Source organism: Streptomyces sp. NPDC096205 (genome assembly GCF_044763135.1).
Taxonomy (GTDB): domain Bacteria; phylum Actinomycetota; class Actinomycetes; order Streptomycetales; family Streptomycetaceae; genus Streptomyces.
This window is the reverse complement of record NZ_JBIWFS010000002.1, coordinates 1,144,089-1,169,470: the sequence shown is the minus strand read 5'-3', so window position 1 is coordinate 1,169,470 and position 25,382 is coordinate 1,144,089. Positions and strand designations below refer to the sequence as shown.

Annotated in this window: 23 protein-coding genes; 12 read left to right on the top strand and 11 right to left on the bottom strand. The window is 71.5% G+C overall.

All coding sequences use genetic code 11. The annotated features are described in order from the left end of the window. Positions 1-26 precede the first annotated feature (26 nt). Both ACIQ6Y_RS11745 and ACIQ6Y_RS11740 read right to left on the bottom strand, forming a co-directional pair. On the bottom strand, positions 27-623 hold the full coding sequence (locus ACIQ6Y_RS11745) for a dihydrofolate reductase family protein (protein WP_404035970.1): 597 nt from the start codon (positions 621-623) through the stop codon (positions 27-29). A gap of 108 nt (positions 624-731) precedes the next feature. Then, the gene (locus ACIQ6Y_RS11740) at positions 732-1,151 is read right to left on the bottom strand and encodes a nuclear transport factor 2 family protein (protein WP_404035967.1); all 420 of its coding nucleotides are present in this window, start codon (positions 1,149-1,151) and stop codon (positions 732-734) included. Positions 1,152-1,250: 99 nt separating this feature from the next. On the opposite strand from ACIQ6Y_RS11740, the gene ACIQ6Y_RS11735 reads away from it, so the two are divergent. Then, the gene (locus ACIQ6Y_RS11735) at positions 1,251-1,631 is read left to right on the top strand and encodes a VOC family protein (RefSeq protein WP_404035964.1); all 381 of its coding nucleotides are present in this window, start codon (positions 1,251-1,253) and stop codon (positions 1,629-1,631) included. A gap of 105 nt (positions 1,632-1,736) precedes the next feature. Here the strand turns inward: ACIQ6Y_RS11735 and ACIQ6Y_RS11730 are convergent, their stop codons facing one another. Beyond that, positions 1,737-2,783: a LacI family DNA-binding transcriptional regulator gene (locus ACIQ6Y_RS11730; protein WP_404035961.1), complete on the bottom strand. Its 1,047-nt coding sequence runs from the start codon at positions 2,781-2,783 to the stop codon at positions 1,737-1,739. A gap of 331 nt (positions 2,784-3,114) precedes the next feature. On the opposite strand from ACIQ6Y_RS11730, the gene ACIQ6Y_RS11725 reads away from it, so the two are divergent. Genes ACIQ6Y_RS11725 through ACIQ6Y_RS11715 form a run of 3 tightly spaced genes read left to right on the top strand, consistent with a single transcriptional unit; the run spans position 3,115 to position 6,247 of the window. Continuing rightward, entirely contained in the window at positions 3,115-4,266 is a 1,152-nt protein-coding gene (locus tag ACIQ6Y_RS11725; protein ID WP_404035959.1) for a Gfo/Idh/MocA family protein, read from the top strand. Next, positions 4,263-5,414, top strand: coding sequence for a dihydrodipicolinate synthase family protein (locus ACIQ6Y_RS11720; protein ID WP_404035957.1), 1,152 nt, complete (start codon positions 4,263-4,265; stop codon positions 5,412-5,414). The genes ACIQ6Y_RS11725 and ACIQ6Y_RS11720 overlap by 4 nt, the downstream gene beginning before the upstream one ends. Positions 5,415-5,446: 32 nt before the next feature. Beyond that, positions 5,447-6,247: a sugar phosphate isomerase/epimerase family protein gene (locus tag ACIQ6Y_RS11715; protein WP_404035954.1), complete on the top strand. Its 801-nt coding sequence runs from the start codon at positions 5,447-5,449 to the stop codon at positions 6,245-6,247. A gap of 9 nt (positions 6,248-6,256) precedes the next feature. On the opposite strand, the gene ACIQ6Y_RS11710 is transcribed toward ACIQ6Y_RS11715, so the two are convergent. The 3 genes from ACIQ6Y_RS11710 to ACIQ6Y_RS11700 form a co-directional block, all read right to left on the bottom strand. Further along, entirely contained in the window at positions 6,257-6,667 is a 411-nt protein-coding gene (locus ACIQ6Y_RS11710; RefSeq protein WP_404035951.1) for a hypothetical protein, read from the bottom strand. A 196-nt stretch (positions 6,668-6,863) separates the two neighbouring features. Further along, positions 6,864-7,832 (bottom strand): helix-turn-helix domain-containing protein, encoded by a 969-nt coding sequence (locus ACIQ6Y_RS11705; RefSeq protein WP_404035949.1) that lies wholly within the window; start codon positions 7,830-7,832, stop codon positions 6,864-6,866. A gap of 103 nt (positions 7,833-7,935) precedes the next feature. Further along, complete coding sequence (locus tag ACIQ6Y_RS11700) at positions 7,936-8,787, bottom strand: MBL fold metallo-hydrolase (protein ID WP_404035946.1); 852 nt, start codon at positions 8,785-8,787, stop codon at positions 7,936-7,938. A gap of 171 nt (positions 8,788-8,958) precedes the next feature. Between ACIQ6Y_RS11700 and ACIQ6Y_RS11695 the strand changes: the two genes are divergently transcribed. Both ACIQ6Y_RS11695 and ACIQ6Y_RS11690 read left to right on the top strand, forming a co-directional pair. Beyond that, positions 8,959-11,217, top strand: a complete 2,259-nt coding sequence (locus ACIQ6Y_RS11695; protein WP_404035943.1) for an ATP-dependent RecD-like DNA helicase — start codon at positions 8,959-8,961, stop codon at positions 11,215-11,217. A 241-nt stretch (positions 11,218-11,458) separates the two neighbouring features. Next, positions 11,459-12,748: a citrate synthase gene (locus ACIQ6Y_RS11690; protein WP_404035940.1), complete on the top strand. Its 1,290-nt coding sequence runs from the start codon at positions 11,459-11,461 to the stop codon at positions 12,746-12,748. A 642-nt stretch (positions 12,749-13,390) separates the two neighbouring features. Here ACIQ6Y_RS11690 and ACIQ6Y_RS11685 read toward each other — a convergent pair. Together ACIQ6Y_RS11685 and ACIQ6Y_RS11680 are read right to left on the bottom strand one after the other, a co-directional pair. Continuing rightward, on the bottom strand, positions 13,391-15,652 hold the full coding sequence (locus ACIQ6Y_RS11685; RefSeq protein ID WP_404035938.1) for a heavy metal translocating P-type ATPase: 2,262 nt from the start codon (positions 15,650-15,652) through the stop codon (positions 13,391-13,393). Between the two features lie 79 nt (positions 15,653-15,731). Continuing rightward, on the bottom strand, positions 15,732-15,962 hold the full coding sequence (locus ACIQ6Y_RS11680) for a heavy-metal-associated domain-containing protein (RefSeq protein WP_404035935.1): 231 nt from the start codon (positions 15,960-15,962) through the stop codon (positions 15,732-15,734). A gap of 145 nt (positions 15,963-16,107) precedes the next feature. Here ACIQ6Y_RS11680 and ACIQ6Y_RS11675 point away from each other — a divergent pair, with 145 nt between their 5' ends. Further along, positions 16,108-17,151 (top strand): zinc-dependent alcohol dehydrogenase family protein, encoded by a 1,044-nt coding sequence (locus ACIQ6Y_RS11675; protein WP_404035933.1) that lies wholly within the window; start codon positions 16,108-16,110, stop codon positions 17,149-17,151. On the opposite strand, the gene ACIQ6Y_RS11670 is transcribed toward ACIQ6Y_RS11675, so the two are convergent. The 3 genes from ACIQ6Y_RS11670 to ACIQ6Y_RS11660 all read right to left on the bottom strand — a co-directional run bounded on the left by ACIQ6Y_RS11670 (position 17,132) and on the right by ACIQ6Y_RS11660 (position 19,105). Further along, positions 17,132-17,695, bottom strand: a complete 564-nt coding sequence (locus ACIQ6Y_RS11670) for a GNAT family N-acetyltransferase (protein ID WP_404035930.1) — start codon at positions 17,693-17,695, stop codon at positions 17,132-17,134. The genes ACIQ6Y_RS11675 and ACIQ6Y_RS11670 overlap by 20 nt on opposite strands. A 53-nt stretch (positions 17,696-17,748) precedes the next feature. Next, the gene (locus tag ACIQ6Y_RS11665; RefSeq protein ID WP_404035927.1) at positions 17,749-17,949 is read right to left on the bottom strand and encodes a helix-turn-helix transcriptional regulator; all 201 of its coding nucleotides are present in this window, start codon (positions 17,947-17,949) and stop codon (positions 17,749-17,751) included. Between the two features lie 238 nt (positions 17,950-18,187). Beyond that, entirely contained in the window at positions 18,188-19,105 is a 918-nt protein-coding gene (locus ACIQ6Y_RS11660) for a sugar phosphate isomerase/epimerase family protein (protein WP_404035924.1), read from the bottom strand. Positions 19,106-19,248: 143 nt separating this feature from the next. Between ACIQ6Y_RS11660 and iolC the strand changes: the two genes are divergently transcribed. The 5 genes from iolC to mmsA are packed head-to-tail and all read left to right on the top strand — an operon-like array spanning position 19,249 to position 25,367. Next, positions 19,249-20,199, top strand: a complete 951-nt coding sequence (gene iolC, locus ACIQ6Y_RS11655; RefSeq protein ID WP_404035921.1) for a 5-dehydro-2-deoxygluconokinase — start codon at positions 19,249-19,251, stop codon at positions 20,197-20,199. A gap of 11 nt (positions 20,200-20,210) precedes the next feature. Further along, on the top strand, positions 20,211-21,128 hold the full coding sequence (locus tag ACIQ6Y_RS11650; RefSeq protein WP_404035918.1) for a deoxyribose-phosphate aldolase: 918 nt from the start codon (positions 20,211-20,213) through the stop codon (positions 21,126-21,128). Between the two features lie 17 nt (positions 21,129-21,145). Beyond that, positions 21,146-21,976, top strand: coding sequence for a 5-deoxy-glucuronate isomerase (gene iolB / locus ACIQ6Y_RS11645; RefSeq protein ID WP_404035915.1), 831 nt, complete (start codon positions 21,146-21,148; stop codon positions 21,974-21,976). Next, positions 21,973-23,850 carry a 3D-(3,5/4)-trihydroxycyclohexane-1,2-dione acylhydrolase (decyclizing) gene (iolD, locus tag ACIQ6Y_RS11640; RefSeq protein WP_404035913.1) on the top strand — a complete coding sequence of 626 codons (1,878 nt, stop codon included), beginning with the start codon at positions 21,973-21,975 and terminating at the stop codon, positions 23,848-23,850. The genes iolB and iolD overlap by 4 nt, the downstream gene beginning before the upstream one ends. Before the next feature lie 14 nt (positions 23,851-23,864). Next, on the top strand, positions 23,865-25,367 hold the full coding sequence (gene mmsA / locus ACIQ6Y_RS11635; protein WP_404035910.1) for a CoA-acylating methylmalonate-semialdehyde dehydrogenase: 1,503 nt from the start codon (positions 23,865-23,867) through the stop codon (positions 25,365-25,367). The last annotated feature ends 15 nt before the right edge of the window (positions 25,368-25,382 follow it).

Below are 25,382 nucleotides of genomic sequence, written 5' to 3'. Positions count from 1 at the left end.
ACCCGAGCCGGACCCCGAGCCCGGCCTCACTCCGCCTCGGCCCGCCGGTACACGTTCACCAGCGTCCCCGTGCTCGCCCGCTCCGTGGAGACCAGCTCGAAGGGGAACCTGGCCCCGCCCTCGGGGAAGACCGACTTGCCGCCGCCCAGTACCACCGGCATCACGATCAGGCGCAGCTCGTCCGCGAGGCCCTCGGCGATCAGGGTGCGGGCGAGGGTGGGGCTGCCCATCACGAGCAGGTTGCCGCCCTCGGACTCCCGCAGCTTGCGGACCTCCGCGACGGCCTCGGCGCCCGGCAGCAGGGTGGTGTTGTCCCAGGTCAGGTCGGACTCGCCGAGGGTGCCGGAGACGACGTACTTGCGCAGGGAGTTCATCCGGTCCGCGAAGGGGTCCCCGGCGCGCTCCGGCCACGCCGCCGCCATGGTCGCCCAGGTACGGCGCCCGAACAGCAGCGCGTCCGCCTCCCGCAGTGCCGCGTCGAAGGCGCCGCCGACGACCTCCGGGTCGAAGAACGGGTGCGTCCAGCCGCCGTGCGCGAAGCCGCCGTCGGTGTCCTCCTGCGGACCGCCCGGCGCCTGCACGACACCGTCGAGGCTGATGAACTCGCTGATGACGATCCGCATGGTGGTGGTGCTCCTTCACGTCCGTACGTAGGCCTGGTGCTTCAAGGTCGTTACGGTCATGCAGACGGACGCGGCGCCGGAAAGTCATCGCACTGGAGGAAAAAAGTTTCAGCGGGTGACCTCCACCCCGACGGGCGGCTTCCCCTGCGTCCACACCGCCCGCACCGCGACCCGCTCGAACCGCCAGCCCTCCTCGGTGCGGCGCAGGTCGCCCTCCCACCGGCCGCCGACCATGAGGACCGACTCGTCGGCGTGCACATGGGTCATCAGCGCGTTCCAGGAGGCGGAGGCCCGCTTCCCGGTGGTCTCGGCCAGCACCCCGGAGGCGATGTGCTGCGTACGGACGTACCGCCCGAGCGCCACCTCGGTGTCCTGCACGGCCGCGTCGCCCGTGCTCGTGCCGAGCGGCGTCTCCATGCGGGCGTCCTCGGCGACGTAGGGCCGCATCCAGCCGGGCGTGAAGTCGCGGGCGTCCAGGGCGCGGAAGAGGCTGTGGACGAGGGTCTCGATCTCTGCGTGCGTGTTCATGCACCCCACCCTCGTCCCTCAAGCGGACTTGAGGTCAAGGCAGTTCCGCGGACGCAATTCCCTTGCACCGCGAACGCCGGACATGGTCCGGTGTCCGCCATGACCTCACTCATCCGCCACATCACCGTGGACTGCGCCGACCCCTACGCCCTCGCCCAGTGGTGGGCCAAAGCCCTCGACGGCACGCTCGGCGAGGACGACTTCCCGGGCGACCCGGAGGCCCTGGTGAGCACCCCGGGCGGCGACGTGCTCTTCATCCGCGTCGACGACCCCAAGTCCGTGAAGAACCGAGTCCACTTCGACGTCCAGCCCCAGGACCGCACCCGCGACGAGGAGGTCGACCGCCTCCTCGCCCTCGGCGCCGCCCTCCACGCCGACCACCGCCGCCCCGACGGCACCGGCTGGGTCACCCTGAGCGACCCCGAGGGCAACGAGTTCTGCGTGGAACGCAGCGCGGCGGAGCGAGCGAAGCAGGCCTAAAAGAAACAGGCGTACAGGCCTAAAAGAAACAGGCGTAAAAGAAGCAGGCTTAAAAGGGGCCAGCCATCCCCCCAGCCGTCCCCCAGCCGTCCCCCCCGGCCGTGCTCAGCCCTTGGGCACCCCGGTCGACCCCCGCACCATCAACTCGCCCCGCACCGTGGCGATCCCGCCCGGTGGCTGCTCCTCGCGGCCCATCGCGATCCGCCCGGCCCGGGCTCCCGCCTCGGCGAGCGGCAGTCGTACGGTCGTGAGGGACGGCACCGCGTCCACGCTGAACGGCAGGTCGTCGAAGCCGGCGACCGAGACGTCCTCGGGGATGCGCAGCCCCGACTCCCGCAGGGCCGCGCACGCGCCCAGGGCGACGGAGTCGTTCGCGGCCACGACGGCCGTCAGGTCGGGGTCCCTGCGCAGGAGTTCGAGCGTGGCGTCGTAGCCGGACTGGCGGTCGTAGCGGCCGTGGACGGTCCGGCCGGGCCGGTCCTCGATGCCGGCGGCGGCCAGTGCCGCGCGGTGGCCCTCCAGGCGGTGCCGGGTGGTGGTGCGCTCCTCGGGGCCCGCGATGTACCCGAGCCGCCGGTGGCCGAGGCCGATGAGGTGCTCGGTGAGCCGCTGGGCGCCGCCGCGGTTGTCGAAGGCCAGCGCGACGGCGTGCGCGTCGGGGGCCGGCGGCCGCCCGCACAGCACCACCCGCGTGCCGGCGTCCGCCAGCTTGCGCAGCTTCGCCGCGACGGCCGCCGCGTGCGGCTGGTCCTCGACCGCGCCGCCGGTCAGCACCACGGCCGCGGCCCGCTGCCGCTGGAGCAGCGTGAGGTAGGTCAGTTCACGCTCCGGGGAGCCACCGGTGTTGCAGACGACCGCCAGCCGCTCACCGCCCGCCCGCCCTCCCGGGCCGCCGATCTCCGACTGGATCGCGCTCGCCATGATCCCGAAGAACGGGTCGGCGATGTCGTTGACGAGGATGCCGACCAGGTCGGACGTGGCGGCGGCGAGTGAGCTCGCGGGTCCGTTGAGGACGTAGTCCAGCTCGTCGACCGCCTTGAGCACCCGCTCGCGGGTCGAGGCGGCGACGGGATAGTTGCCGTTCAGCACGCGCGACACCGTCGCGGGCGAGACCTGGGCGCGGGCCGCCACGTCCGCCAGGGTCACCGTCATCTCGTAGTCCTCCGGTCGCGCATTTTCGTCGTACCTCGTCGTACACGTGCCCCGCAGGGGCAGCGGTTTCATCCGACCGCACGTTCCCGGTCCCGTCATCGGTTCCGCGGCGATCGTCGCCGGTTCGGTATCGGGCCCATGGACCGGCGTGGTCAGCGCGGTGCCGTCGTACGACCGTCACCCCGTCGTTCGCCCCCTCGAACAACTCGAGGTGACCGCGGCCTTGTCCGGCCGCTGATCAGAGGCTAGCTTCTTTCTGCATAGAAAGCGCTTGCTGTACTGCTGACCCGGCACGGCCCGGCAGTCGTACGACGCCAACGAAGGGAACGACGTGACACGCAAGACGGTGCGTATCGCCATGAACGGCGTGACCGGGCGCATGGGCTACCGCCAGCACCTGGTCCGCTCCATCCTGGCCATCCGCGACCAGGGCGGGCTCGACCTCGGCGACGGCACCGTGCTGTGGCCCGAGCCGGTCCTCGTCGGCCGACGCGAACACGCGCTCACCGCGCTCGCCGAGCGGCACGGCCTGCAGTACTGGGCGACCGACCTGGACGCTGTCCTCGCCGACGACAGCGTCGAGATCTACTTCGACGCCCAGGTCACCTCCGCCCGCGAGGAGGCCATCAGGAAGGCCGTCGCCGCCGGAAAGCACATCTACACCGAGAAGCCGACGGCGACCGGCCTGGAAGGTGCCCTGGAGCTGGCCCGGCTGGCCGAGGCCGCGGGCGTGAAGCACGGCGTCGTCCAGGACAAGCTCTTCCTGCCCGGCCTGCTCAAGCTGAAGCGGCTCATCGACGGCGGCTTCTTCGGCCGGATCCTGTCCGTGCGCGGCGAGTTCGGCTACTGGGTCTTCGAGGGCGACTGGCAGGACGCCCAGCGCCCGAGCTGGAACTACCGCGCCGAGGACGGCGGCGGCATCGTCGTCGACATGTTCCCGCACTGGGAGTACGTCCTGCACGAGCTGTTCGGCCGCGTGACCTCCGTCCAGGCCCTCACCGCCACCCACATCCCGCAGCGCTGGGACGAGGAGGGCAAGCCCTACGACGCCACGGCCGACGACGCCGCCTACGGCATCTTCGAGCTCGAGGGCGGCGCCATCGCCCAGATCAACTCCTCCTGGGCCGTCCGCGTCAACCGCGACGAACTCGTCGAGTTCCAGGTCGACGGCACCGAGGGCTCCGCCGTCGCCGGCCTGCGCAACTGCCGTGTCCAGCACCGCTCGGCCACCCCCAAGCCGGTCTGGAACCCGGACATCCCCGCCACCGAGGTCTTCCGCGACCAGTGGCAGGAGGTCCCGGACAACGCCGAGTTCGACAACGGCTTCAAGGCCCAGTGGGAGCTCTTCCTCAAGCACGTCTACACCGACGCGCCCTACCACTGGGACCTGCTCGCCGGCGCCCGCGGCGTCCAGCTCGCCGAACTGGGCCTGCAGTCCTCGGCCGAGGGCCGCCGCCTCGACGTCCCGGAGATCGCCCTGTGAGCATCCGACTCCCCGACGGCCGGGGCGGCCTGCGCACCTACGAGCCGCGCACCGAGCCCCTGGCCGTCCACACCGGCGCGCCCCTGACCTCCCGTACGGTCTTCTCGGCGGCCCACGTCGTCGCCGACCCGTACGCGGACACGACCCCCGACTCGCCCGCCGCCGTCGACTGGGACGCCACCCTCGCCTTCCGCCGCCACCTGTGGTCCCACGGGCTCGGCGTCGCCGAGGCCATGGACACCGCCCAGCGCGGCATGGGCCTGGACTGGGCGGGCGCGGCCGAACTGATCCGCCGCAGCGCCGCGGAGGCGCGCAGCGTCGGCGGCCGGATCGCCTGCGGGGTCGGCACCGACCAGATCGCGGGCGGTTCCCTCGCCGAGATCCGCTCCGCCTACGAGGAGCAGCTCGCGGTCGTCGAGGAGAGCGGGGCCCAGGCCATCCTCATGGCCTCCCGCGCCCTGGCCGCGACGGCGCAGGGCCCCGAGGACTACCTGGAGATCTACGGCCACCTCCTGCGCCAGGCCGCCGAGCCGGTGGTCCTGCACTGGCTCGGCCCGATGTTCGACCCGGCGCTGGAGGGCTACTGGGGGTCGTCGGACCTGGACGCGGCGACGGAGGTGTTCCTGGAGGTCATCGCCGCGCACCCGGACAAGGTCGACGGCATCAAGGTCTCCCTGCTCGACGCGCAGCGCGAGATCGACCTGCGCCGGCGCCTCCCGCAGGGCGTGCGCTGCTACACCGGCGACGACTTCAACTACCCCGAGCTGATCGCCGGTGACGACCAGGGCTTCAGCCACGCCCTGCTCGGCATCTTCGACCCGCTGGGCCCGCTCGCGGCGGAGGCGGTGCGGGTCCTGGACACGGGGGATGTGCGCGGCTTCCGCGAACTGCTCGACCCGACCGTCGAGTTGTCCCGTCACCTCTTCCAGGCGCCCACCCGCTTCTACAAGACGGGCGTGGTCTTCCTGGCCTGGCTGGCCGGCCACCAGTCCCACTTCACCATGGTCGGCGGCCTGCAGTCGGCCCGCTCCCTCCCGCACTTCGCCCGCGCCTACGAACTCGCCGACGGGCTGGGCCTGTTCCCCGACCCGAAGCTGGCGGAGGAGCGGATGAGGAGCCTGCTCGCGGTGTACGGGGTGGACCAGTGAGCGACGGCCTTCAGCGTTTCAGCATCAACCAGATGACGGTCAAGCAGCTGTCCCTGCCCGAACTGGTCGCGGCCTGCGGCGAGTTGGGGATCACGCAGGTGGGCCTGTGGCGCGAGCCGGTCCAGGAGTACGGCCTGGATGCGGCGGCGAAACTGGTCCGGGACGCGGGCCTGACGGTCACCACCCTGTGCAGGGGCGGCTTCCTGACGGCGATCGAACCGGGAGCGCGGGCACAGGCCCTGGACGACAACCGCAGGGCGGTCGACGAGGCGGCGACGCTGGGCACGGACACCCTGGTCCTGGTGTCCGGGGGCCTGCCCGCCGGCTCGAAGGACCTGCACGGGGCCCGGGAGCGGATCGCCGACGCGCTGGGCGAGTTGGCGCCGTACGCGCAGGACCGTGGCGTACGCCTCGCCATCGAGCCGCTGCACCCCATGTACGCGGCCGACCGCTGTGTGGTCTCCACCCTCGCCCAGGCCCTCGACCTGGCGGAGAGGTTCCCCGCGCACCAGGTGGGCGTGACCGTGGACACGTACCACATCTGGTGGGACGACCAGGCGCCCGCGCAGATCGCACGCGCCGGGGCGTCCGGCCGTATCCACACCTTCCAGCTCGCCGACTGGACGACCCCGCTGCCGGAGGGCGTGCTCACCGGGCGCGGCCAGATCGGCGACGGCTCGATCGACATGCGCGAATGGCTCGGCCACGTGGAGGCGGCCGGGTACACGGGCGCGATCGAGGTCGAGCTGTTCAACGACGGCCTGTGGGCGAGGGACGGACGGGAGGTGCTGGAGGAGACGGCGAGCAGGTTCGTGACCCACGTGACGGGCTGAGCGAAGCTCTCAGCGCACGCGGTCGCCCCCGTCGCTCTCCTGGCTCTCGCGGGCGGCGGCCGCGTCCAGGACCGTGCCGAGGTCGCGGACGAAGGCCGCCCGCTCCAGGAAGGTGAACCGGCGCACGATCGCCGAGGTGAGCACGATCCGCGTGCCGTCGGCCCGGGTCAGGGACACCGTGCAGTCGCGGCGCGCCGCGAGCCAGGCGACCAGGCTGCCGGCGAACGCCTCGGTGACCGCGCCGGGTTCGAGCACCGCGAGCAGCACCTGCGGACGCGCCTCGGGCGAGCCCGGCGGCAGGACCAGGGAGGTGTCGGCGCGGACCCGCCCGCGCAGGGCCGGTTCGGTCGCCAGTCTGCGCCACAGCTCAGGGACGCCGGTTCCGGCGACCCGGCTCTCCACGGTGATCCCCACACGCATGTCCATCACCCCGTACGGTGGTGCGCGGCGACCACGGCTGCGTCCGCGGGCACCGCACACCGGCTTCCCCCGGCTTCCCCCTGCTTCTCCCCGACGGGACGAAGCGGTGCGGAGAAAAAGCATGGCCACGCCGGGCGGCGGAATTCATTGGCCAAGAGTGCACGGATCTTGGCGATTTCTGCACGTTCCTGTGCTCTCACGTGTGATGCCGGTAATCCCTGGGCGACATGCCGTACGCCCGCCGGAACTGCCGGCTGAACGCGGCCGGGTCCCGGAACCCCCACCGCGCGGCCAGCGCCGCGATCGGCCGCGACCGCAGCCCGGGATCGGCGAGGTCGCGCCGGCAGTGCTCCAGCCGCCGATGCCGTATCCACGCCGCCGGGGTGGCCCCCTCCTCGGCGAACAGCTGGTGCAGATGCCGTACGGACACCCCGTGCGCGGCGGCGACACTGGCGGGCGACAGCGCGGGGTCGCCGAGGTTGCGGTCGATGAAGTCCAACGCCCTGGTGTGCAGGGCCCGCCGCCGCGACTCGGGACTCATCGCGTCCTCGGCGTCGAGGGCCTGCCCGAGCACGGAGGTGAGCAGATCGGTGGTCACGCCGCCGAGCGTGACGGCGTCGGGCGGGGCGAACTCCTGGGCCCGGGAGGCGACTTCGGCGAGCCAGCGGTACAACACACCGCCGATGCCGTGCCCGAGGGGGAGGGGCACGGCTAAGACCTGCCGCAGCGTACGCGGCGGCAGCGGCAGCAGCGCGTGCGGAACGGTCACGACGACGCAGGTCCCGTTGACGTCGGGCCCTGGCGGAAGGTGCCGGGCCTCGTACGGCAGGCTGCTGTCGACGATGACGAGGTCGCCCGGGCCGAACAGGTCCTGCCGCCCGTTGTGCGCGATCCCGCCCTTCCCCGTGAACTGGCAGTTGATCTGGTACACCTCGGGGTCGAACCGCCGTATCGCCCGAGGCGTCCGCACCGACTCCAACTGCGGGAACGACAGATCGGCCACCTGTACGTCCCCGAGCGCGAGCACCCGCATCACGGCCCGGAAGTCCTCGTCCTGCTCACTCCTGAGCAGATTCGGCAGATGTGTCCGCGCGGCGATGTCCTGCCACAGCTCCCACCGCTCCCCAGCGGCCACGACCTCGGTCCGGTATTCCTTCACCAGCATGGCCACGCCCCCACGCCCCCAACGCGTCCCGCACGGCTACTGCTTGAGCGGGCAACATCCTAGGGAGGCGGGGCCGGAATACTTCCCTTCGCGTTCGGGTCCGTCAGGTGGCCGACGGCCGTGGCTGTTCGGGCGGGACCGAGGTCTCGGCCATCTCCATCCACCGGTCGAGGTCGGCCTGGGTGAACTCCGTCCAGGCCGGAACCCCGGGCAGTTGGCGCAGGAGATCGAAGGCCGCCGCGACGCGTGATCCGTGCAGCACAGGTGTGTGGCAGCCGGCGACGACCTCGGCGCCCAGCCCCTGGAAGTCGTCCACCACCGCCCGGAACTTCCGGTCGTCCAGCAACGCCACCCAGGGCGAGACCAGCCGCCCGCCGAAGTACTGCCCGTCGCGGAACTCCTCGTCGGACAGGCCGGCGACGTCGGGCAGGGGAGTGGGCACGTTCGTCGCGAAGGTGTCCACCGCCCACAGGACCCTCGTCTTCGAGTCGAAGAGGGAGCGGGTCGTCGGGTTGTCGTACAGCGGCGGCCGTTTGGCCACCAGGGTGCGGTCACCGATGTCCACCGTGTCGCCGTCGATCATGAAACGGCACCGGTTGACCGGTGTCTCCCACTCCTCCGCCATCCGCCCGATCGAGAACCAGGTCGTCAGCAGGGTCGCGTTCGGGCATTCGGCCAGGGCGGCCAGCAGGTTGCCCGCGTGGTCACGGTCGTCGTGGGTGAGGAAGATCCACCGCACGTCCAGTGGATCCACCACCGACCAGGCGGCCTCCAGCCACTGGGATCGAACCGCCGGCGCCCCCGTGTCCACGAGCACCGGTTCGGCTCCCCGGATCACCATCGAGTTCATCGGGAAGTGGCCGACCGGCGGAGCCTCCAGGGCCCACGGGATGACGAACGTCTCGTCGGCGACTCTGTACGGCTGCAGAAGTTCGAAGGTGTCCGTAGTAGTCATCGCCGCGCTCCTTGGGAATGGCCTCCGGCGGCTGTGCCTGTTCCTCCAGTCCAGCCCCATGCCACGCCCGCGTCAAACGCGGGACAGCCCCTTTTGTTCTGGGCTTTCGCCGAGGCGCTCAAATCCACACCCGCCCCCTGACTGTCACACCGCACCGCTACCGTCGACCCCATGCCCCACCACACGGCGAACCCCACCGACGAGCGCCGCATGGCCGTGCTCGAAGGCGTGCTGGAGAGGATCACGTACGCCAACGAGGAGAACGGCTACACGGTCGCCCGGGTGGACACCGGCAGAGGCGCCGGTGATCTGCTGACGGTCGTGGGGGCGCTGCTCGGTGCCCAGGTGGGGGAGTCTCTCCGGATGGAGGGGCGCTGGGGGTCGCACCCTCAGTACGGCAAGCAGTTCACCGTCGAGAACTACACCACCCTGCTGCCGGCCACCGTGCAGGGCATCCGGCGGTATCTGGGATCGGGGCTGGTCAAGGGCATCGGGCCGGTGTTCGCGGACCGGATCACGCAGCACTTCGGGCTGGACACGCTGCGGATCATCGAGGAGGAGCCCAAGCGGCTCATCGAGGTTCCCGGGCTCGGCCCCAAGCGGACGAAGAAGATCGCGGACGCCTGGGAGGAGCAGAAGGCGATCAAGGAGGTGATGGTCTTCCTCCAGACCGTCGGCGTCTCCACCTCCATCGCCGTCCGCATCTACAAGAAGTACGGGGACGCCTCCATCTCGGTCGTCAAGAACCAGCCCTACCGACTCGCCGCCGACGTCTGGGGCATCGGCTTCCTCACCGCCGACAAGATCGCCCAGTCCGTCGGCATCCCGCACGACAGCCCCGAGCGGGTCAAGGCGGGGTTGCAGTACGCGCTGTCGCAGTCCACCGACCAAGGGCACTGCTTCCTTCCCGAGGAGCGGCTCATCGCGGACGCCGTGAAGCTGCTCCAGGTCGACACGGGCCTCGTCATCGAGTGCCTCGCCGAGCTGGCCGAGCCGGACGAGGAGAGCGGCGAACCCGGCGTCGTACGGGAGAAGGTGCCCGGGCCCGATCCGTCGTCCGACGAGCCCGTCACCGCGATCTACCTCGTCCCCTTCCATCGGGCCGAACTGTCCCTGTCCGGCCGGCTCCTCCAGCTCCTGCGCACCGAGCAGGACCGGATGCCCGGCTTCCGCGAGGTCGACTGGGGCAAGGCCCTCGGCTGGCTGAAGGCCCGCACCGGGGCCGAGCTGGCTCCCGAGCAGGAGGCCGCCGTCAAGCTGGCGTTGACCGAGAAGGTCGCCGTCCTCACCGGTGGGCCGGGGTGTGGCAAGTCCTTCACCGTCCGGTCGATCGTGGAGCTGGCCCGCGCCAAGCAGGCGAAGGTGCTGCTGGCCGCTCCCACCGGGCGTGCCGCCAAGCGGCTGGCGGAGCTGACCGGGGCCGAGGCCTCCACCGTGCACCGGCTGCTGGAACTCAAGCCCGGCGGGGACGCGGCGTACGACAAGGACCGGCCCCTCGACGCCGACCTGGTCGTCGTCGACGAGGCGTCCATGCTGGACCTGCTGCTCGCCAACAAGCTCGTCAAGGCCGTGCCGCCCGGGGCGCACCTGCTCTTCGTCGGGGACGTGGACCAGTTGCCCAGCGTGGGGGCGGGGGAGGTGCTGCGGGATCTCCTCGTGGACGGCAGCCCGGTCCCCGCCGTGCGGCTCACACGGGTGTTCCGGCAGGCGCAGCAGTCCGGCGTGGTCACCAACGCGCACCGGATCAACGCCGGGCAGCATCCGCTCACCGACGGCATGAAGGACTTCTTCCTCTTCGTGGAGGACGACACCGAGGAGGCCGGTCGGCTCACCGTCGATGTCGCGGCGCGGCGGATCCCGGCCAAGTTCGGGCTCGACCCGCGCCGGGACGTGCAGGTGCTGGCGCCGATGCACCGGGGACCGGCGGGCGCGGGCACGCTCAACGGCCTGTTGCAGCAGGCCATCACGCCGGGGCGGCCGGACGTGCCCGAGAAGCGGTTCGGCGGGCGCGTCTTCCGCGTGGGGGACAAGGTCACCCAGGTCCGCAACAATTACGACAAGGGGAGGAACGGTGTCTTCAACGGCACCGTGGGCGTGGTCACCTCGCTCGACCCGGTCGACCAGCGGCTCACGGTGCTGACGGACGAGGACGAGGAGGTGCCGTACGAATTCGACGAGCTGGACGAGCTGGCGCACGCCTACGCGGTGACCATTCACCGCTCGCAGGGAAGTGAATATCCAGCGGTGGTGATCCCGGTCACGACCGGTGCGTGGATGATGCTCCAGCGGAACCTGCTGTACACGGCGGTCACCCGGGCGAAACGGCTGGTCGTCCTCGTCGGTTCGCGCAGAGCCATCGGCCAGGCGGTGCGTTCGGTTTCGGCGGGCCGGCGCTGCACGGCGCTGGACTTCCGCCTCACAGGCGGCTGAACCGGCGGTTGAGCGCGCTTCATACTCCTTGCGACGAAAAATGATCGATCAAACGAGTCGCAAAGGTCACAGAGCACTTCCCGTGGCCCGGTGGAGGGGGCAGGATGGGCAAGTTGGCGGCACTGAGTGCCGCCGATAAGCCCAATGGTCGACCCCGAGTGCACTCTCCTGAGCCAAATGGGGGATGGTAGAGACAGTCAGGGCACCTCGAAGATGAGGCACTACGTCGGTGAGGGAAGACGTGAGCGACAACTCTGTAGTACTGCGGTACGACGGCAGCGAGTACACCTACCCGGTGATCGACAGCACCGTCGGGGACAAGGGCTTCGACATCGGGAAGCTGCGCGCCCAGACCGGTCTCGTGACCCTGGACAGCGGGTACGGCAACACCGCCGCCTATAAATCCGCCATCACCTATCTCGACGGCGAGGCGGGGATTCTTCGCTACCGCGGCTACCCGATCGAGCAGCTCGCCGAGCGCTCCACCTTCCTGGAGGTGGCGTACCTGCTGATCAACGGCGAGCTGCCGACCGTCGACCAGCTCACCGCGTTCAAGAGCGAGATCACGCAGCACACCCTGCTGCACGAGGACGTCAAGAACTTCTACCGCGGCTTCCCGCGTGACGCCCACCCGATGGCGATGCTGTCCTCGGTGGTCTCGGCGCTGTCCACCTTCTACCAGGACAGCCACAACCCGTTCGACGAGAAGCAGCGGAACCTCTCCACGATCCGCCTTCTCGCCAAGCTTCCGACGATCGCGGCGTACGCCTACAAGAAGTCGGTGGGCCACCCGTTCGTCTACCCGCGCAACGACCTCGGCTACGTCGAGAACTTCCTGCGCATGACCTTCTCGGTGCCGGCGCAGGAGTTCGAGCTCGACCCGGTCGTCGTCGCCGCGCTCGACAAGCTGCTGATCCTGCACGCGGACCACGAGCAGAACTGTTCGACGTCGACGGTCCGTCTGGTCGGCTCGTCGCAGGCGAACATGTTCGCGTCGATCTCCGCCGGTATCTCCGCGCTCTGGGGCCCGCTGCACGGCGGCGCCAACCAGTCCGTCCTGGAGATGCTGGAGGGCATCCAGGCCTCCGGCGGCGACGTCGACTCCTTCATCCGCAAGGTGAAGAACAAGGAGGACGGCGTCCGGCTGATGGGCTTCGGCCACCGGGTCTACAAGAACTTCGACCCGCGCGCGAAGATCATCAAGGCCGCCGCGCACGATGTCCTCTCCGCCCTCGGCAAGTCCGACGAGCTGCTGGACATCGCCCTGAAGCTGGAGGAGCACGCGCTCGCCGACGACTACTTCGTCTCGCGCAACCTCTACCCGAACGTCGACTTCTACACCGGCCTCATCTACCGGGCCATGGGCTTCCCGACCGAGATGTTCACGGTCCTGTTCGCCCTCGGCCGCCTCCCGGGCTGGATCGCCCAGTGGCACGAGATGATCAAGGAGCCGGGCTCCCGCATCGGCCGCCCGCGCCAGATCTACACGGGTGTCGTCGAGCGCGACTTCGTCCCGGTCGAGGAGCGCTGACCCCTCCGGTGAGGGGCGTCGCTTTCCTGGCGCCCCGCCGCTGAGGGTGTCACTTCCGAGGACCCGCACCTGATCAGGCCCCGCCCCGTTCCGATGGGTGCGGGGCCTCGTCGTAGGCGAACAAACGCGTAGGCGAACAAGAAGAAGGCGCCCCGGTGCGTCGGTCCCCCCACGGGCCGACGACCAGGGCGCCTTCCCATGTCCCGGTGCGGATTCCCCCCACGGGATCCGGCCGGGCGCTTGTGAGGACACAGCGCCTGAATCGCTGTCGAGCGGCAGGGGCAGGGAACTGCCCGCGCCGCTCCAAAAAGGGGCTGCGGTCTGCCGGGACAACGCACGCTGGGAGGGCCGCTCAAAGCTTCCCGCGTGCGTGCCCCGGCAACGCAAACTCTGAGGCAGTCCCCCAAGACAACCTCAGACGTCGGTGAGCGCCCCCCAAGACGCCTTCCGACATCGCCAACTTAGACCTTCGAACCCCTTCGATGGTTACGTTCACATCACTGTGATCTGCGTCTCTTGCAAATGTCCCCTTAGATGAGCAAGAGGCATGTTCGGCGAACGATGCCCCAGCGTAAGGAAGATGCGCGAGACTTGTGAAGAGCTTATGTGAGGCCCGCCCGGGACTCCAGAGGGCCCCCGTCCTTACCGTCCGGTACGTCCATGAGCCGCGTCCGCCGTACGGAACGTCCGCAGCCGCAGGCTGTTGGTGACGACGAAGACGGAGGAGAAGGCCATCGCGGCGCCCGCGATCATCGGGTTGAGCAGCCCGGCCGCGGCCAGCGGCAGTGCGGCCACGTTGTAGCCGAACGCCCACACCAGGTTGCCCTTGATCGTGGCCAGCGTCCTGCGCGACAGCCGGATCGCGTCCGCGGCCACGCGCAGATCCCCGCGGACCAGCGTCAGATCGCCGGCCTCGATCGCCGCGTCGGTGCCCGTGCCCATCGCGAGCCCCAGGTCCGCCGCGGCCAGCGCCGCCGCGTCGTTGACGCCGTCGCCGACCATGGCGACCACATGCCCCTCGGCCTGCAACCGCCGTACGGCGTCCACCTTGTCCTCGGGCAGCACCTCGGCGACCACCCGCTCGATGCCCACCTCGTGGGCCACGGCCTCGGCGACCGCCCGGTTGTCCCCGGTGAGCAGCACCGGAGTGAGTCCCAGCGCGCGCAGCTCACGCACCGCCTCGGCGCTGGTGTCCTTCACCGCGTCGGCGACGGCGAGAACTCCGCGCGCCTCCCCGTCCCAGCCGACCACCACGGCCGTACGCCCGCCGCTCTCGGCCTCGGCGCGCGCCCGGGACAGCTCCTCACCCAGCGGCCCGAAGAGGCGCCCCACCGCCACCTCATGGCCCGCCACGCGCCCGCGTGCGCCCCGCCCGGGGACGTTCTCGAAGTGCTCGACCTCCGGCAGCGGCCCGACGCGCTCCTCCGCGCCCGCGGCGACCGCCCGGGCGACCGGGTGCTCGGAGGCGTGCTCCAGTGCGCCCGCGAGCCGCAGCAACTGCTTCTCGTCGGTGCCCTCGGCCGCGTACACCTCGTGCAGCGTCATCCGGCCGGTCGTCACCGTCCCGGTCTTGTCGAGTACGACGGTGTCGACCCGCCGCGTCGACTCCAGGACCTCGGGGCCCTTGATGAGGATGCCGAGCTGCGCGCCCCGGCCGGTGCCGACGAGCAGCGCGGTCGGCGTGGCGAGGCCCAGCGCGCAGGGGCAGGCGATGATCAGTACGGCCACGGCGGCCGTGAAGGCCGGGGTCGGCCCGGCCCCCGAGCCCAGCCAGAAGCCGAGCGTGCCCAGCGCCAGCGCGATGACGACCGGCACGAACACCGCCGCGACCCGGTCGGCGAGCCGCTGCACCTCGGCCTTGCCGCTCTGCGCCTCCTCCACGAGCTTCGCCATCCGCGCGAGCCGGGTGTCGGCGCCGACCCGGGTGGCGCGTACGACGAGACGGCCGCCGGCGTTGACGGTCGCGCCGGTCACCGGGTCCCCGGGCGCCACGTCGACCGGCACGGACTCGCCGGTGAGCAGGGAGGCGTCCACGGCCGAGGCGCCCTCGGCGACCACGCCGTCGGTGGCGATCTTCTCCCCGGGGCGCACGACGAACAGGTCGCCGACCCCCAGCGCGTCGACGGGCACCCGCACCTCGCGCCCGTCCCGCAGCACGGCCACGTCCTTGGCGCCCAGCTCCATCAGCGCCCGCAGGGCGGCTCCGGCGTGGCGCTTGGCGCGGGCCTCCAGATAGCGCCCGAGCAGCAGGAAGGCCGTGACTCCGGCGGCGACCTCCAGATAGAGCGTGGAGGAGGCGTCGGTGCGCGAGACGGTGAGGTCGAAGCCGTGCCGCATGCCGGGCATCCCTGCGTCGCCGAGGAACAGCGCCCACAGCGACCAGCCGAAGGCGGCCAGCGTGCCCAGGGAGACGAGGGTGTCCATGGTGGACGCGCCGTGCCGGACGTTGGTGAAGGCGGCCCGGTGGAAGGGCAGGCCGCCCCAGACGACGACGGGCGCGGCGAGGGTGAGGGAGAGCCACTGCCAGTTGTCGAACTGCAGGGCCGGGACCATGGCGAGCAGCACGACGGGCGCGGCGAGCAGGGCGGAGACGAGCAGGCGCCCTCGCAGGGACACCAGCTCGGGATCGTCCTGCGGGGCCTCTTCCTGAAGAGTCTCGACAGGCGTCGGCTCCTCGGCCGTGTAACCCGTCCGCTTCACGGTCGCGATCAGGTCGGCGACCCCGACACCGGCCGGGTAGCTGACCCGCGCCTTCTCGGTGGCGTAGTTGACCGTCGCGGTCACGCCCTGAATGCGGTTGAGCTTCTTCTCGATGCGGGCCGCGCAGGAGGCGCAGGTCATCCCTCCGATGAGCAGCTCGACCTCGGCCGTGGGGGCCGGGGGTGCCTCGGGGGTGCTGGTCATCGCGTACTCCAGAAAACGGACCGGGCCGTACCAGGCCAGTATCGGCGGCCGGTACGGCCCGTGGGGAGGCGGGTGGGGCTCAGACGCGGCCGGTCAGCTCGTAGCCGGCCTCGTCCACGGCGGCGCGGACGGCCTCCTCGTCCAGCGGGGCGGTGGAGACGACCGTGACCTCGCCGCTGGCGGCGACGGCCTTCACCGAGGTGACGCCGGGCAGCTGGGAGATCTCGGCGGAGATCGCGCCCTCGCAGTGGCCGCAGCTCATGCCGCTGACCTTGTAGACGGCGGTGACGGTGTCGGTCTGGGCGGTCATGTCGTTACTCCTCGTCGAGGCGCGGGTGGCTGGTGGGGTCCACGGTGGGTCCCGCACTCCTCACTGTATACCCCTGGGGGGTACTTCACCAAGCAGGGACACGCCCGCGTCGCGTTAACGTTCCGGGCGGAGAGAGGGGTCGCACATGCGCGCAGTGGTGTTCGAGCGGTACGGCGAGACGGCCGAGGTGCGGGAGGTGCCGGACCCGCGTCCGGCCGGGCACGGTGTCGTGGTGCGGGTGGAGGCGACGGGGCTGTGCCGCAGCGACTGGCACGGCTGGATGGGCCACGACCCGGACATCACACTGCCGCACGTGCCCGGTCATGAACTCGCCGGCACCGTCGAGGCCGTCGGCGACCGGGTGACCCGCTGGCGGCCCGGCGACCGCGTCACCGTGCCCTTCGTGTGCGGCTGCGGCACCTGTGCGTCCTGCGCGGCCGGCGACCACCAGGTGTGCGAGCGCCAGACGCAGCCCGGCTTCACCCACTGGGGCTCCTTCGCGCAGTACGTCTCCCTGGACCACGCCGACGTCAACCTGGTCGCGATACCCGACGACCTGTCGTACGCCACCGCCGCCTCGCTCGGCTGCCGGTTCGCGACCGCGTTCCGCGCGGTCGTGCAGCAGGGGCGCCTCGCCGCGGGGGAGTGGGTGGCCGTGCACGGGTGCGGCGGGGTCGGGCTGTCCGCGGTGATGATCGCGGCGGCCTCCGGCGCACGGGTCGTCGCCGTCGACGTCTCGCCGCGGGCGCTGGAGCTGGCGCGGACCTTCGGGGCGGCGCACGTCCTGGACGCCTCCCAGGTCCCCGACACGGCCGCCGCCGTCCTGGACCTCACCGGCGGCGGCGCCCATCTGTCGCTGGACGCCCTGGGCTCGCCCGCCACCTGCGCCGCCTCCGTCAACGGCCTGCGCCGCCGGGGCCGCCACGTCCAGGTCGGCCTGCTGCCCTCGGCCGACGGCACCACACCCGTGCCGCTGGCCCGCGCCATCGCCCTGGAGCTGGAGCTCCTCGGCAGCCACGGCATGGCCGCGCACACCTACCCGGCGATGCTGGAGGCCGTCCGCGCGGGCATGCTGCGGCCCGACCTGCTGGTCACGTCGAGCATCGCCCTGGACGCCGTACCGAAGGCGCTCGCGGAGCTGGGTACGGCGCCCGGGGCGGGGGTGACGGTCATCGAGCCGTGGCGCTGAGGGCGGCCCACTCCCGGTCCAGCATGGCCATGATGACCTCGTCGGCCCACTCGCCGTCCCGCAGGGCCGCCTCCCGGCGGATGCCCTCGACGGTGAAGCCGACCTTCTCGTAGACGTGCAGGGCCCGGTGGTTGTGGCCGTAGGCCGCCAGCTCGATGCGGTGCATGCCCAGCTGCTCGAAGCCGTGGCCGACGATCAGTCGCATCGCCTCGGTGCCGAGCCCGCGCCCCCGGCCGCGCGGGCCCAGCAGGGTGCGGAAGGTGCAGCTGCGCGCGTGCGGGTCCCACTCGTAGAGCACCACCTCGCCGACGACCTCGCCGGTCTCCCGGTCGGTGACGGCCAGGTCGAGCCGGTCGGCCTGCTCGGAGCGTGTGGCGTACCAGGAGCGCACCTTGTCCAGGTCGAGGTCGCTGCCGGGCTCGTAGGTGAAGCGGAGCACCTCGGGGTCGCCGATGATCTCCCACATCACATCGGCGTCGGCCGCGGTGAAGGGCCTGAGCACGGCCCGTTCGCCGGTCAGCACCGGCTTGGTCGAGAAGTCCATGGACGGCACTGTGCCCCACCCGACGAGTGGGGCACAGCTGGATTTCCAGGGGGTCAGTCGGCCCGGCGCCCCCGGTTCCCGGGCCGGGAGGCGACCCACGCGCGGACGGTGTCGGCGTACCAGTAGGGCCTGCCGCCCTCCACATGGTCGGGTGGTGGCAGCAGCCCGTGCTTGCGGTAGGAGCGCACGGTGTCGGGCTGCACCTTGATGTGCGCCGCGATCTCCTTGTAGGACCACAGCCGTCGGTCGGTCATGAGTCGCACCTCCCTGCGTCGCGCCGCGGCGCGGCCGGGGGTGGCCGTCGGGGGAGCCGGGCGCAGTGCTGGCGATCACCAGGCCTGTGCCCGGTGAACGACGCGGCGTGACGGAGAGGAAGCGGCCGTGGGCGGGGTGTGACGGAGGGGGCGCGTGCGCGGGACATCTGTGACAAGGGGGTGGTGTTGGTGACAGAAGTGATACATGGCGTACACGGGGTCGGCAGGCGTACGTCCCTCAGGCTCCACAGGACCGCAGATACGCCCGCGTCCTGCGGGCGATCGGCAGCGGCCGGTCCGGCTCGCAGGGGTACATGTCCTGCTCGACGATCGCGAAGAGGTCCACGTCCAGCTTCTGCGCCGCCTCCAGTACGGGTCCCAGCGCGGGCACCCCGGCCGGCGGCTCGCACATGACGCCCTGCGCCACGGCCGGTCCGAAGGGGGTTCCCTTCGCCTGTACGTCCGCGAGGATCTCCGGGTCCACCTGCTTGAGGTGCAGATAGCCGATGCGCTCGCCATAGGTCTCGATCAGCTTCACGCTGTCGCCGCCGCAGTAGGCGTAGTGGCCGGTGTCCAGGCACAGGGACACCAGGGAGGAGTCGGTGCCGTCGAGGAAGCGGGCCACGTTCTCCTCGGTGTCGATGTGGGTGTCGGCGTGCGGGTGGACGACGATGGTGAGCCCGTAGCGCTCGCGCACCTCGCGGCCGAGGCGCTCGGTCAGGGAGGTGAGGTCGCGCCATTGCCCGGGGGTGAGCGTGCTCGGTTCCAGCACCTCGCCGGTCTTGTCGTCCCGCCAGAAGGAGGGGATGACGACGAGGTGCCGGGCGCCCATCGCCTGGGCCAGGGCGGCGTTGTCGGCGACATGCGCCCAGGTCCGGTCCCAGACGTCCGTGCCGTGGTGCAGGCCGGTGAAGACCGTGCCCGCCGACACCTTCAGGCCGCGTTTCGCCGTCTCCTCGGCGAGCACGGCCGGGTCGGTCGGCAGATACCCGTACGGGCCCAGCTCGATCCACTCGTAGCCGGACGCGGCGACCTCGTCGAGGAAGCGCTGCCAGGGCACCTGGCGGGGGTCGTCGGGGAACCACACGCCCCAGGAGTCGGGCGCCGAACCGATGCGGATGCGGGACAGTGAGGACTGAGGCGACAGCGACGTCATGGGCGCCAGCGTGCGGGGCCCCGGAAAGGGTGTCAAGCACTGGTCCGAATGTCCGGACAAAATATTGACAGGGTCGCGGGGGCAGGGCTAGAAACCGGAACAGACACCGGAGTCAGCCGATCCGACGGCACGAAGGGAACGCGATGGCGTACGACCTGATCACCATGGGGCGGCTGGGCGTGGACCTCTACCCGCTCCAGGCGGGGGTCCCGCTGGCCGAGGTGACGGCCTTCGGCAAGTTCCTCGGCGGCTCCGCGGCCAACGTCGCCGTCGCCGCGGCCCGCCTCGGCCGCCGTACGGCGCTGATCAGCCGGACCGGGGACGACCCCTTCGGGGCCTATCTCCACCGGGCGCTACGGGAGTTCGGCGTCGACGACCGGTGGGTGACGCCGGTGCCCGCGCTGAAGACACCCCTCACCTTCTGCGAGATCTTCCCGCCCGACGACTTCCCGCTGTACTTCTACCGGCAGCCCAAGGCCCCCGACCTGGAGATCGACGCCCACGACCTGGACCTGGACGCCGTGCGCCAGGCCCGCGTCTTCTGGGTCACCGGCACCGGCCTGAGCGAGGAGCCCAGCCGTACGGCGACCCTCGCGGCGCTCGCCCATCGCGCGAAGGCCGGCACGACGGTCTTCGACCTCGACTGGCGGCCCATGTTCTGGCAGGACCCCGACACCGCCCGCCCCTTCTACGCCGAGGCCCTGCGGCACGCCACGGTCGCCGTCGGCAACCTCGACGAGGTGGAGGTCGCCACCGGCGAGCGCGAACCCCACGCCGCCGCACTGGCGTTGCTGGCCGCGGGCGTCCGGCTCGCGGTCGTCAAGCAGGGTCCCAAGGGCGTCCTCGCGGTCGGCGCCGACGGCGACTCGGCCGAGGTGCCGCCCCTGCCCGTGACCGTCCTCAACGGCCTCGGCGCCGGGGACGCCTTCGGCGGCTCCCTGTGCCACGGGCTCATCGAGGGCTGGGACCTGGAGACGACCGTGCGGCACGCCAACGCCGCCGGCGCGATCGTCGCCTCCCGCCTGGAGTGCTCCTCGGCGATGCCGACGCCGGCCGAGATCGAGGCGGCCCTGAGCGCGGGAGCGGTGCTGTGAGGGGCGGCCGGGTGGGCGGGTCGCACACCCACCGGGCGCTCGCGCTCCCCGAGGTCGACGTCGCCGAACTCGTACGGCTGCGCACCCGGCACCCCGAGGCCGTCGCCGAGGCGGCCGCGCGGCGGCTGCGCAGGCCGCTGATCGGGGACAGCGGCCGGCTGATGATCGTGGCCGCCGATCACCCCGCGCGGGGCGCGCTCGGGGTGGGGGAGCACCGGCTCGCGATGGCCAACCGCGCCGATCTGCTGGCACGGCTGGTCCTGGCGCTGTCCCGGCCCGGCGTCGACGGGGTGCTGGCCACCGCCGACATCCTCGACGACCTGCTGCTGCTCGGAGCACTCGACCACAAGGTCGTCATGGGCTCGATGAACCGCGGCGGACTGCAGGGCGCCCGCTTCGAGCTGGACGACCGCTTCACCGGCCACCGCCCCGAGGACATCCAGCGCCTCGGCTTCGACGCCGGGAAGCTGCTGCTGCGCATCGACTACGACGACCCGGGCTCGCTGGCCACCCTGGAGTCCACCGCCCGCGCGATCGACGACATGGCCGCGCGCCGGCTCCCCGTGTTCGTCGAGCCTTTCCTCTGCGGACGCGACCCGGACGGACGGCTGCGCAACGATCTGTCCGCCGACGCCGTCACCCGGTCCCTCGCCATCGCCTCGGGCCTGGGCGGCAGTTCGGCCTACACCTGGCTGAAGGTGCCCGTCACCGACGAGCCCGACGACATGGCCCGCGTCATGGAGACCACGACCCTGCCGGCCGTGCTGCTCGGCGGGGACGTGGGCGATGACCAGGACCGTGCGTACGAGAAGTGGCGGGGTGCGCTGCACCTGCCCACCGTGCGCGGCCTGGTGGTGGGCCGCTCGCTGCTGTACCCGGCGGACGGCGACGTGGCCGCCGCCGTGGACACCGCCGTCGGACTGCTGTGAGGGGCCGCGTGAGCCGCATGACCCGTACGAGCACGGAGCTGCACATCCCCCGGGGCGCGAGCGCCGAGGGGCCGTACGCCGTCGACATCGGCCCCGAGCGGGCCGGCTGGACCTACAGCGGCCTGCGGGTCGTCGAGCTGGAGGCGGGCGGCGACCACACGTTCTCCACCGGGGACAGCGAGTGGATCGTGCTTCCGCTCAACGGCGGCTGTAGCGTGCACACGGCGGACGCCGACTTCCAACTCCTGGGCCGGGACAGCGTCTTCGCGTCGGTCACCGACTTCGCGTACGTGCCCCGTGACACCCGGGTCCAGATCGCCTCCGGTGCGGGAGGCCGCTTCGCCCTGGCAGGAGCGAAGTGCGAGCGCCGACTCCCCGCCCGCTACGGCCCCGCGCCGGAGGTCCCCGTCGAACAGCGCGGCAGCGGCGGCTGCGCCCGCCAGGTCCGCAACTTCGCCTCCGCCGACGCCTTCGACTGCGACCGGCTGATCGCCGTCGAGGTGATCACACCGGGCGGCAACTGGTCGTCGTACCCGCCGCACAAGCACGACGAGCACCGGCCGGGCGAGGAGGCGGAGCTGGAGGAGATCTACTACTTCGAGATCGAGGGCGAGCACGGCTACGGCTACCAGCGCGTGTCCCCCTCCCGCGAGGGCGGCGCGGACGTCCTCGCCGAGGTCCGCTCCGGTGACGCCGTCCTCGTCCCCGACGGCTGGCACGGCCCCTCGATCGCCCAGCCCGGCCACGCCATGTACTACCTGAACGTCATGGCGGGCCCGGGCGAGACGCGCGAGTGGCGGATCTGCTTCCACCCGGACCACGGAGAAAGCACAGGGGGATACCGATGACCATCAGGCTCACCGTCGCTCAGGCGCTCGTCCGCTTCCTCGCCGCCCAGCACACCGAGCGCGACGGCGAGCGGCGCCGGCTGATCGGCGCCACCTGGGGCATCTTCGGCCACGGCAACGTCGCCGGGATCGGCCAGGCGCTGGTGGAGTACGCCGACGTCATGCCGTACCACCAGGGCCGCAACGAACAGGCCATGGTGCACGCGGCCGTCGGCTACGCCCGCCAGTCGAACCGCCTGTCCACGCACGCGGTGACCACCTCCATCGGCCCCGGCGCGACCAACCTGGTCACGGGCGCCGCCCTCGCCACGATCAACCACCTCCCGGTGCTGCTCCTGCCCGGCGACATCTTCGCGACCCGGCCCGCCGACCCGGTCCTGCAGCAGCTGGAGGTGCCGTACGCGGGCGATGTGTCGGTCAACGACTGTCTGCGCCCGGTGTCGAAGTACTTCGACCGCGTCCACCGCCCCGAGGCCCTGATCCCCGCCGCCCTCCAGGCCATGCGCGTGCTCACCGACCCCGTCGACACCGGCGCGGTCACCCTGGCCCTCCCCCAGGATGTCCAGGCGGAGGCGTACGACTGGCCGGAGGAGTTCTTCACCGAGCGCACCTGGGCCGTACGACGTCCAGGCGCCGACCCGGCCGAGCTGGCGGAGGCCGTCCGGGCGGTACGGCGTGCCCGCCGGCCCCTGCTGATCGCGGGCGGCGGCGTCCACCACAGCCGCGCCGAGGACGCCCTCGCCGAGTTCGCGCAGACCACCGGCATCCCGGTCGCCTCCACCCAGGCCGGCAAGGGCTCCCTGCCCTACGACCACCCCCAGGACGTCGGCGGCATCGGCCACACCGGCACCGCCACCGCCGACGCGCTGGCCAGGGACGCCGACCTGGTGATCGGGGTGGGCACGCGGTACACGGACTTCACCACCGCCTCGGGCACGCTGTTCGCCGGCGACGGCGTCCGCTTCCTCAACCTCAACATCGCCCCCTTCGACGGCCACAAGCTGTCCGGCATCCCGCTCGTGGCGGACGCCCGCACCGGCCTGGAGGAGCTGACGGAGCGGCTGTCGATGCACGGGCATCGCGTCGACGAGTCGTACGTCTCCTCGTACACAGAGGACAAGACGCGCTGGGAGCAGCGCGTGGACACCGCGTACGCCGCCGACGACCCCGGCGTACGCCCCACCCAGACCCAGGTGCTCGGCGCGCTGGACGCGGTGGTCGACGGGACGGACATCGTCATCAACGCGGCCGGGTCCCTGCCCGGCGACCTGCACAAGCTGTGGCGGGCCCGGTCGGTCGACCAGTACCACCTGGAGTACGGCTACTCGTGCATGGGCTACGAGATCCCGGCGGCCATCGGGGTGAAGCTCGCCGCGCCGGAGCGCCCGGTGTGGGCGCTGGTCGGGGACGGCACGTATCTGATGATGCCGACCGAGATCGTCACGGCCGTGCAGGAGGGCATCGCGATCAAGATCCTGCTGGTGCAGAACCACGGCTACGCCTCCATCGGCGGCCTGTCGGAGGCGGTGGGCGGCGAGCGCTTCGGCACCGCCTACCGCTTCCGCGCCGACGACGGCAGCTACAGCGCGGCCCCGCTGCCGGTGGACCTGGCCGCCAACGCCGCCAGCCTCGGCATACGGGTGCTGCGCGCGAAGACCGTCGCCGACCTGCGGTCCGCGCTGACGGAGGCGCGGGCGGCCGACACTCCCACATGTGTCTACGTGGAGACCGAAACGGCAGACACAGTGTCGGGCGCGCCGCCCGCGCAGGCCTGGTGGGATGTTCCTGTGGCCGAGACCGCGACCCGCCCGTCGGCGGTGAAGGCCCGCGAGGAGTACGACCGGCACGTTGCGACCCGACGCCGCCATCTGTGAAGGAGTTACTGGGAATGACGAAGATCGTCAACCACTGGATCGGCGGCAAGACCGTCGAAGGCGCGTCGGGGAATTTCGGCCCGGTCACCGACCCGGCCACCGGCGCCGTCACCACCAAGGTCGCCTTCGCCTCCGTCGAGGAGGTCGACGCGGCGGTGCAGTCCGCGAAGGAGGCCTACCTGACCTGGGGCCAGTCCTCGCTGGCCCAGCGCACCACCATCCTGTTCCGCTTCCGCGCCCTGCTGGACGCCCACCGCGACGAGATCGCCGAGCTGATCACCGCCGAGCACGGCAAGGTGCACTCCGACGCCCTCGGTGAGGTGGCGCGCGGCCTGGAGATCGTCGACCTGGCGTGCGGCATCAACGTGCAGCTGAAGGGCGAGCTGTCGACGCAGGTCGCCAGCCGTGTCGACGTGGCCGCGATCCGGCAGCCGCTGGGTGTCGTCGCGGGCATCACGCCGTTCAACTTCCCGGCGATGGTGCCGATGTGGATGTTCCCGCTCGCCATCGCGTGCGGCAACACCTTCGTGCTGAAGCCGTCCGAGAAGGACCCGTCGGCGTCGCTGAAGATCGCCGAACTGCTGTCCGAGGCCGGTCTGCCCGACGGCGTCTTCAACGTCGTCCACGGCGACAAGGTGGCCGTCGACCGCCTCCTGGAGCACCCGGACGTCAAGGCCGTGTCCTTCGTCGGCTCGACCCCGATCGCCCGCTACATCCACACCACCGCCTCCGCCAACGGCAAGCGCGTCCAGGCGCTCGGCGGCGCCAAGAACCACATGCTGGTCCTGCCGGACGCCGACCTCGACGCGGCCGCGGACGCCGCGGTGTCGGCGGCGTACGGCTCGGCGGGCGAGCGCTGCATGGCCATTTCGGCCGTCGTCGCCGTCGGCTCGATCGGCGACACGCTGGTGGAGAAGATCCGCGAGCGCGCCGAGAAGATCAAGATCGGCCCCGGCAACGACCCGGCCTCCGAGATGGGCCCGCTGATCACCGCCGCCCACCGCGACAAGGTGGCCTCGTACGTGACCGGCGCCGCCGACGAGGGCTGCGAGGTCGTCCTCGACGGCACCGGCTACAGCGTCGACGGCTTCGAGGACGGCCACTGGATCGGCATCTCGCTGCTCGACAAGGTGCCCACCAGCGCCAAGGCCTACCAGGACGAGATCTTCGGCCCGGTGCTGTGCGTGCTGCGCGTGGACACCTACGACGAGGGCGTGGCGCTGATCAACGCCTCCCCGTTCGGCAACGGCACCGCGATCTTCACCCGTGACGGCGGCGCCGCCCGCCGCTTCCAGCTGGAGATCGAGGCCGGCATGGTCGGCGTGAACGTCCCGATCCCGGTCCCCGTCGGCTACCACTCCTTCGGCGGCTGGAAGGACTCCCTCTTCGGCGACCACCACATCTACGGCAACGACGGCACGCACTTCTACACCCGCGGCAAGGTCGTCACCACCCGCTGGCCGGACCCCTCCGAGGCCCCGGCGGGCGTGGACCTGGGCTTCCCGCGCAACCACTGAGCCCACTTCCTGTGA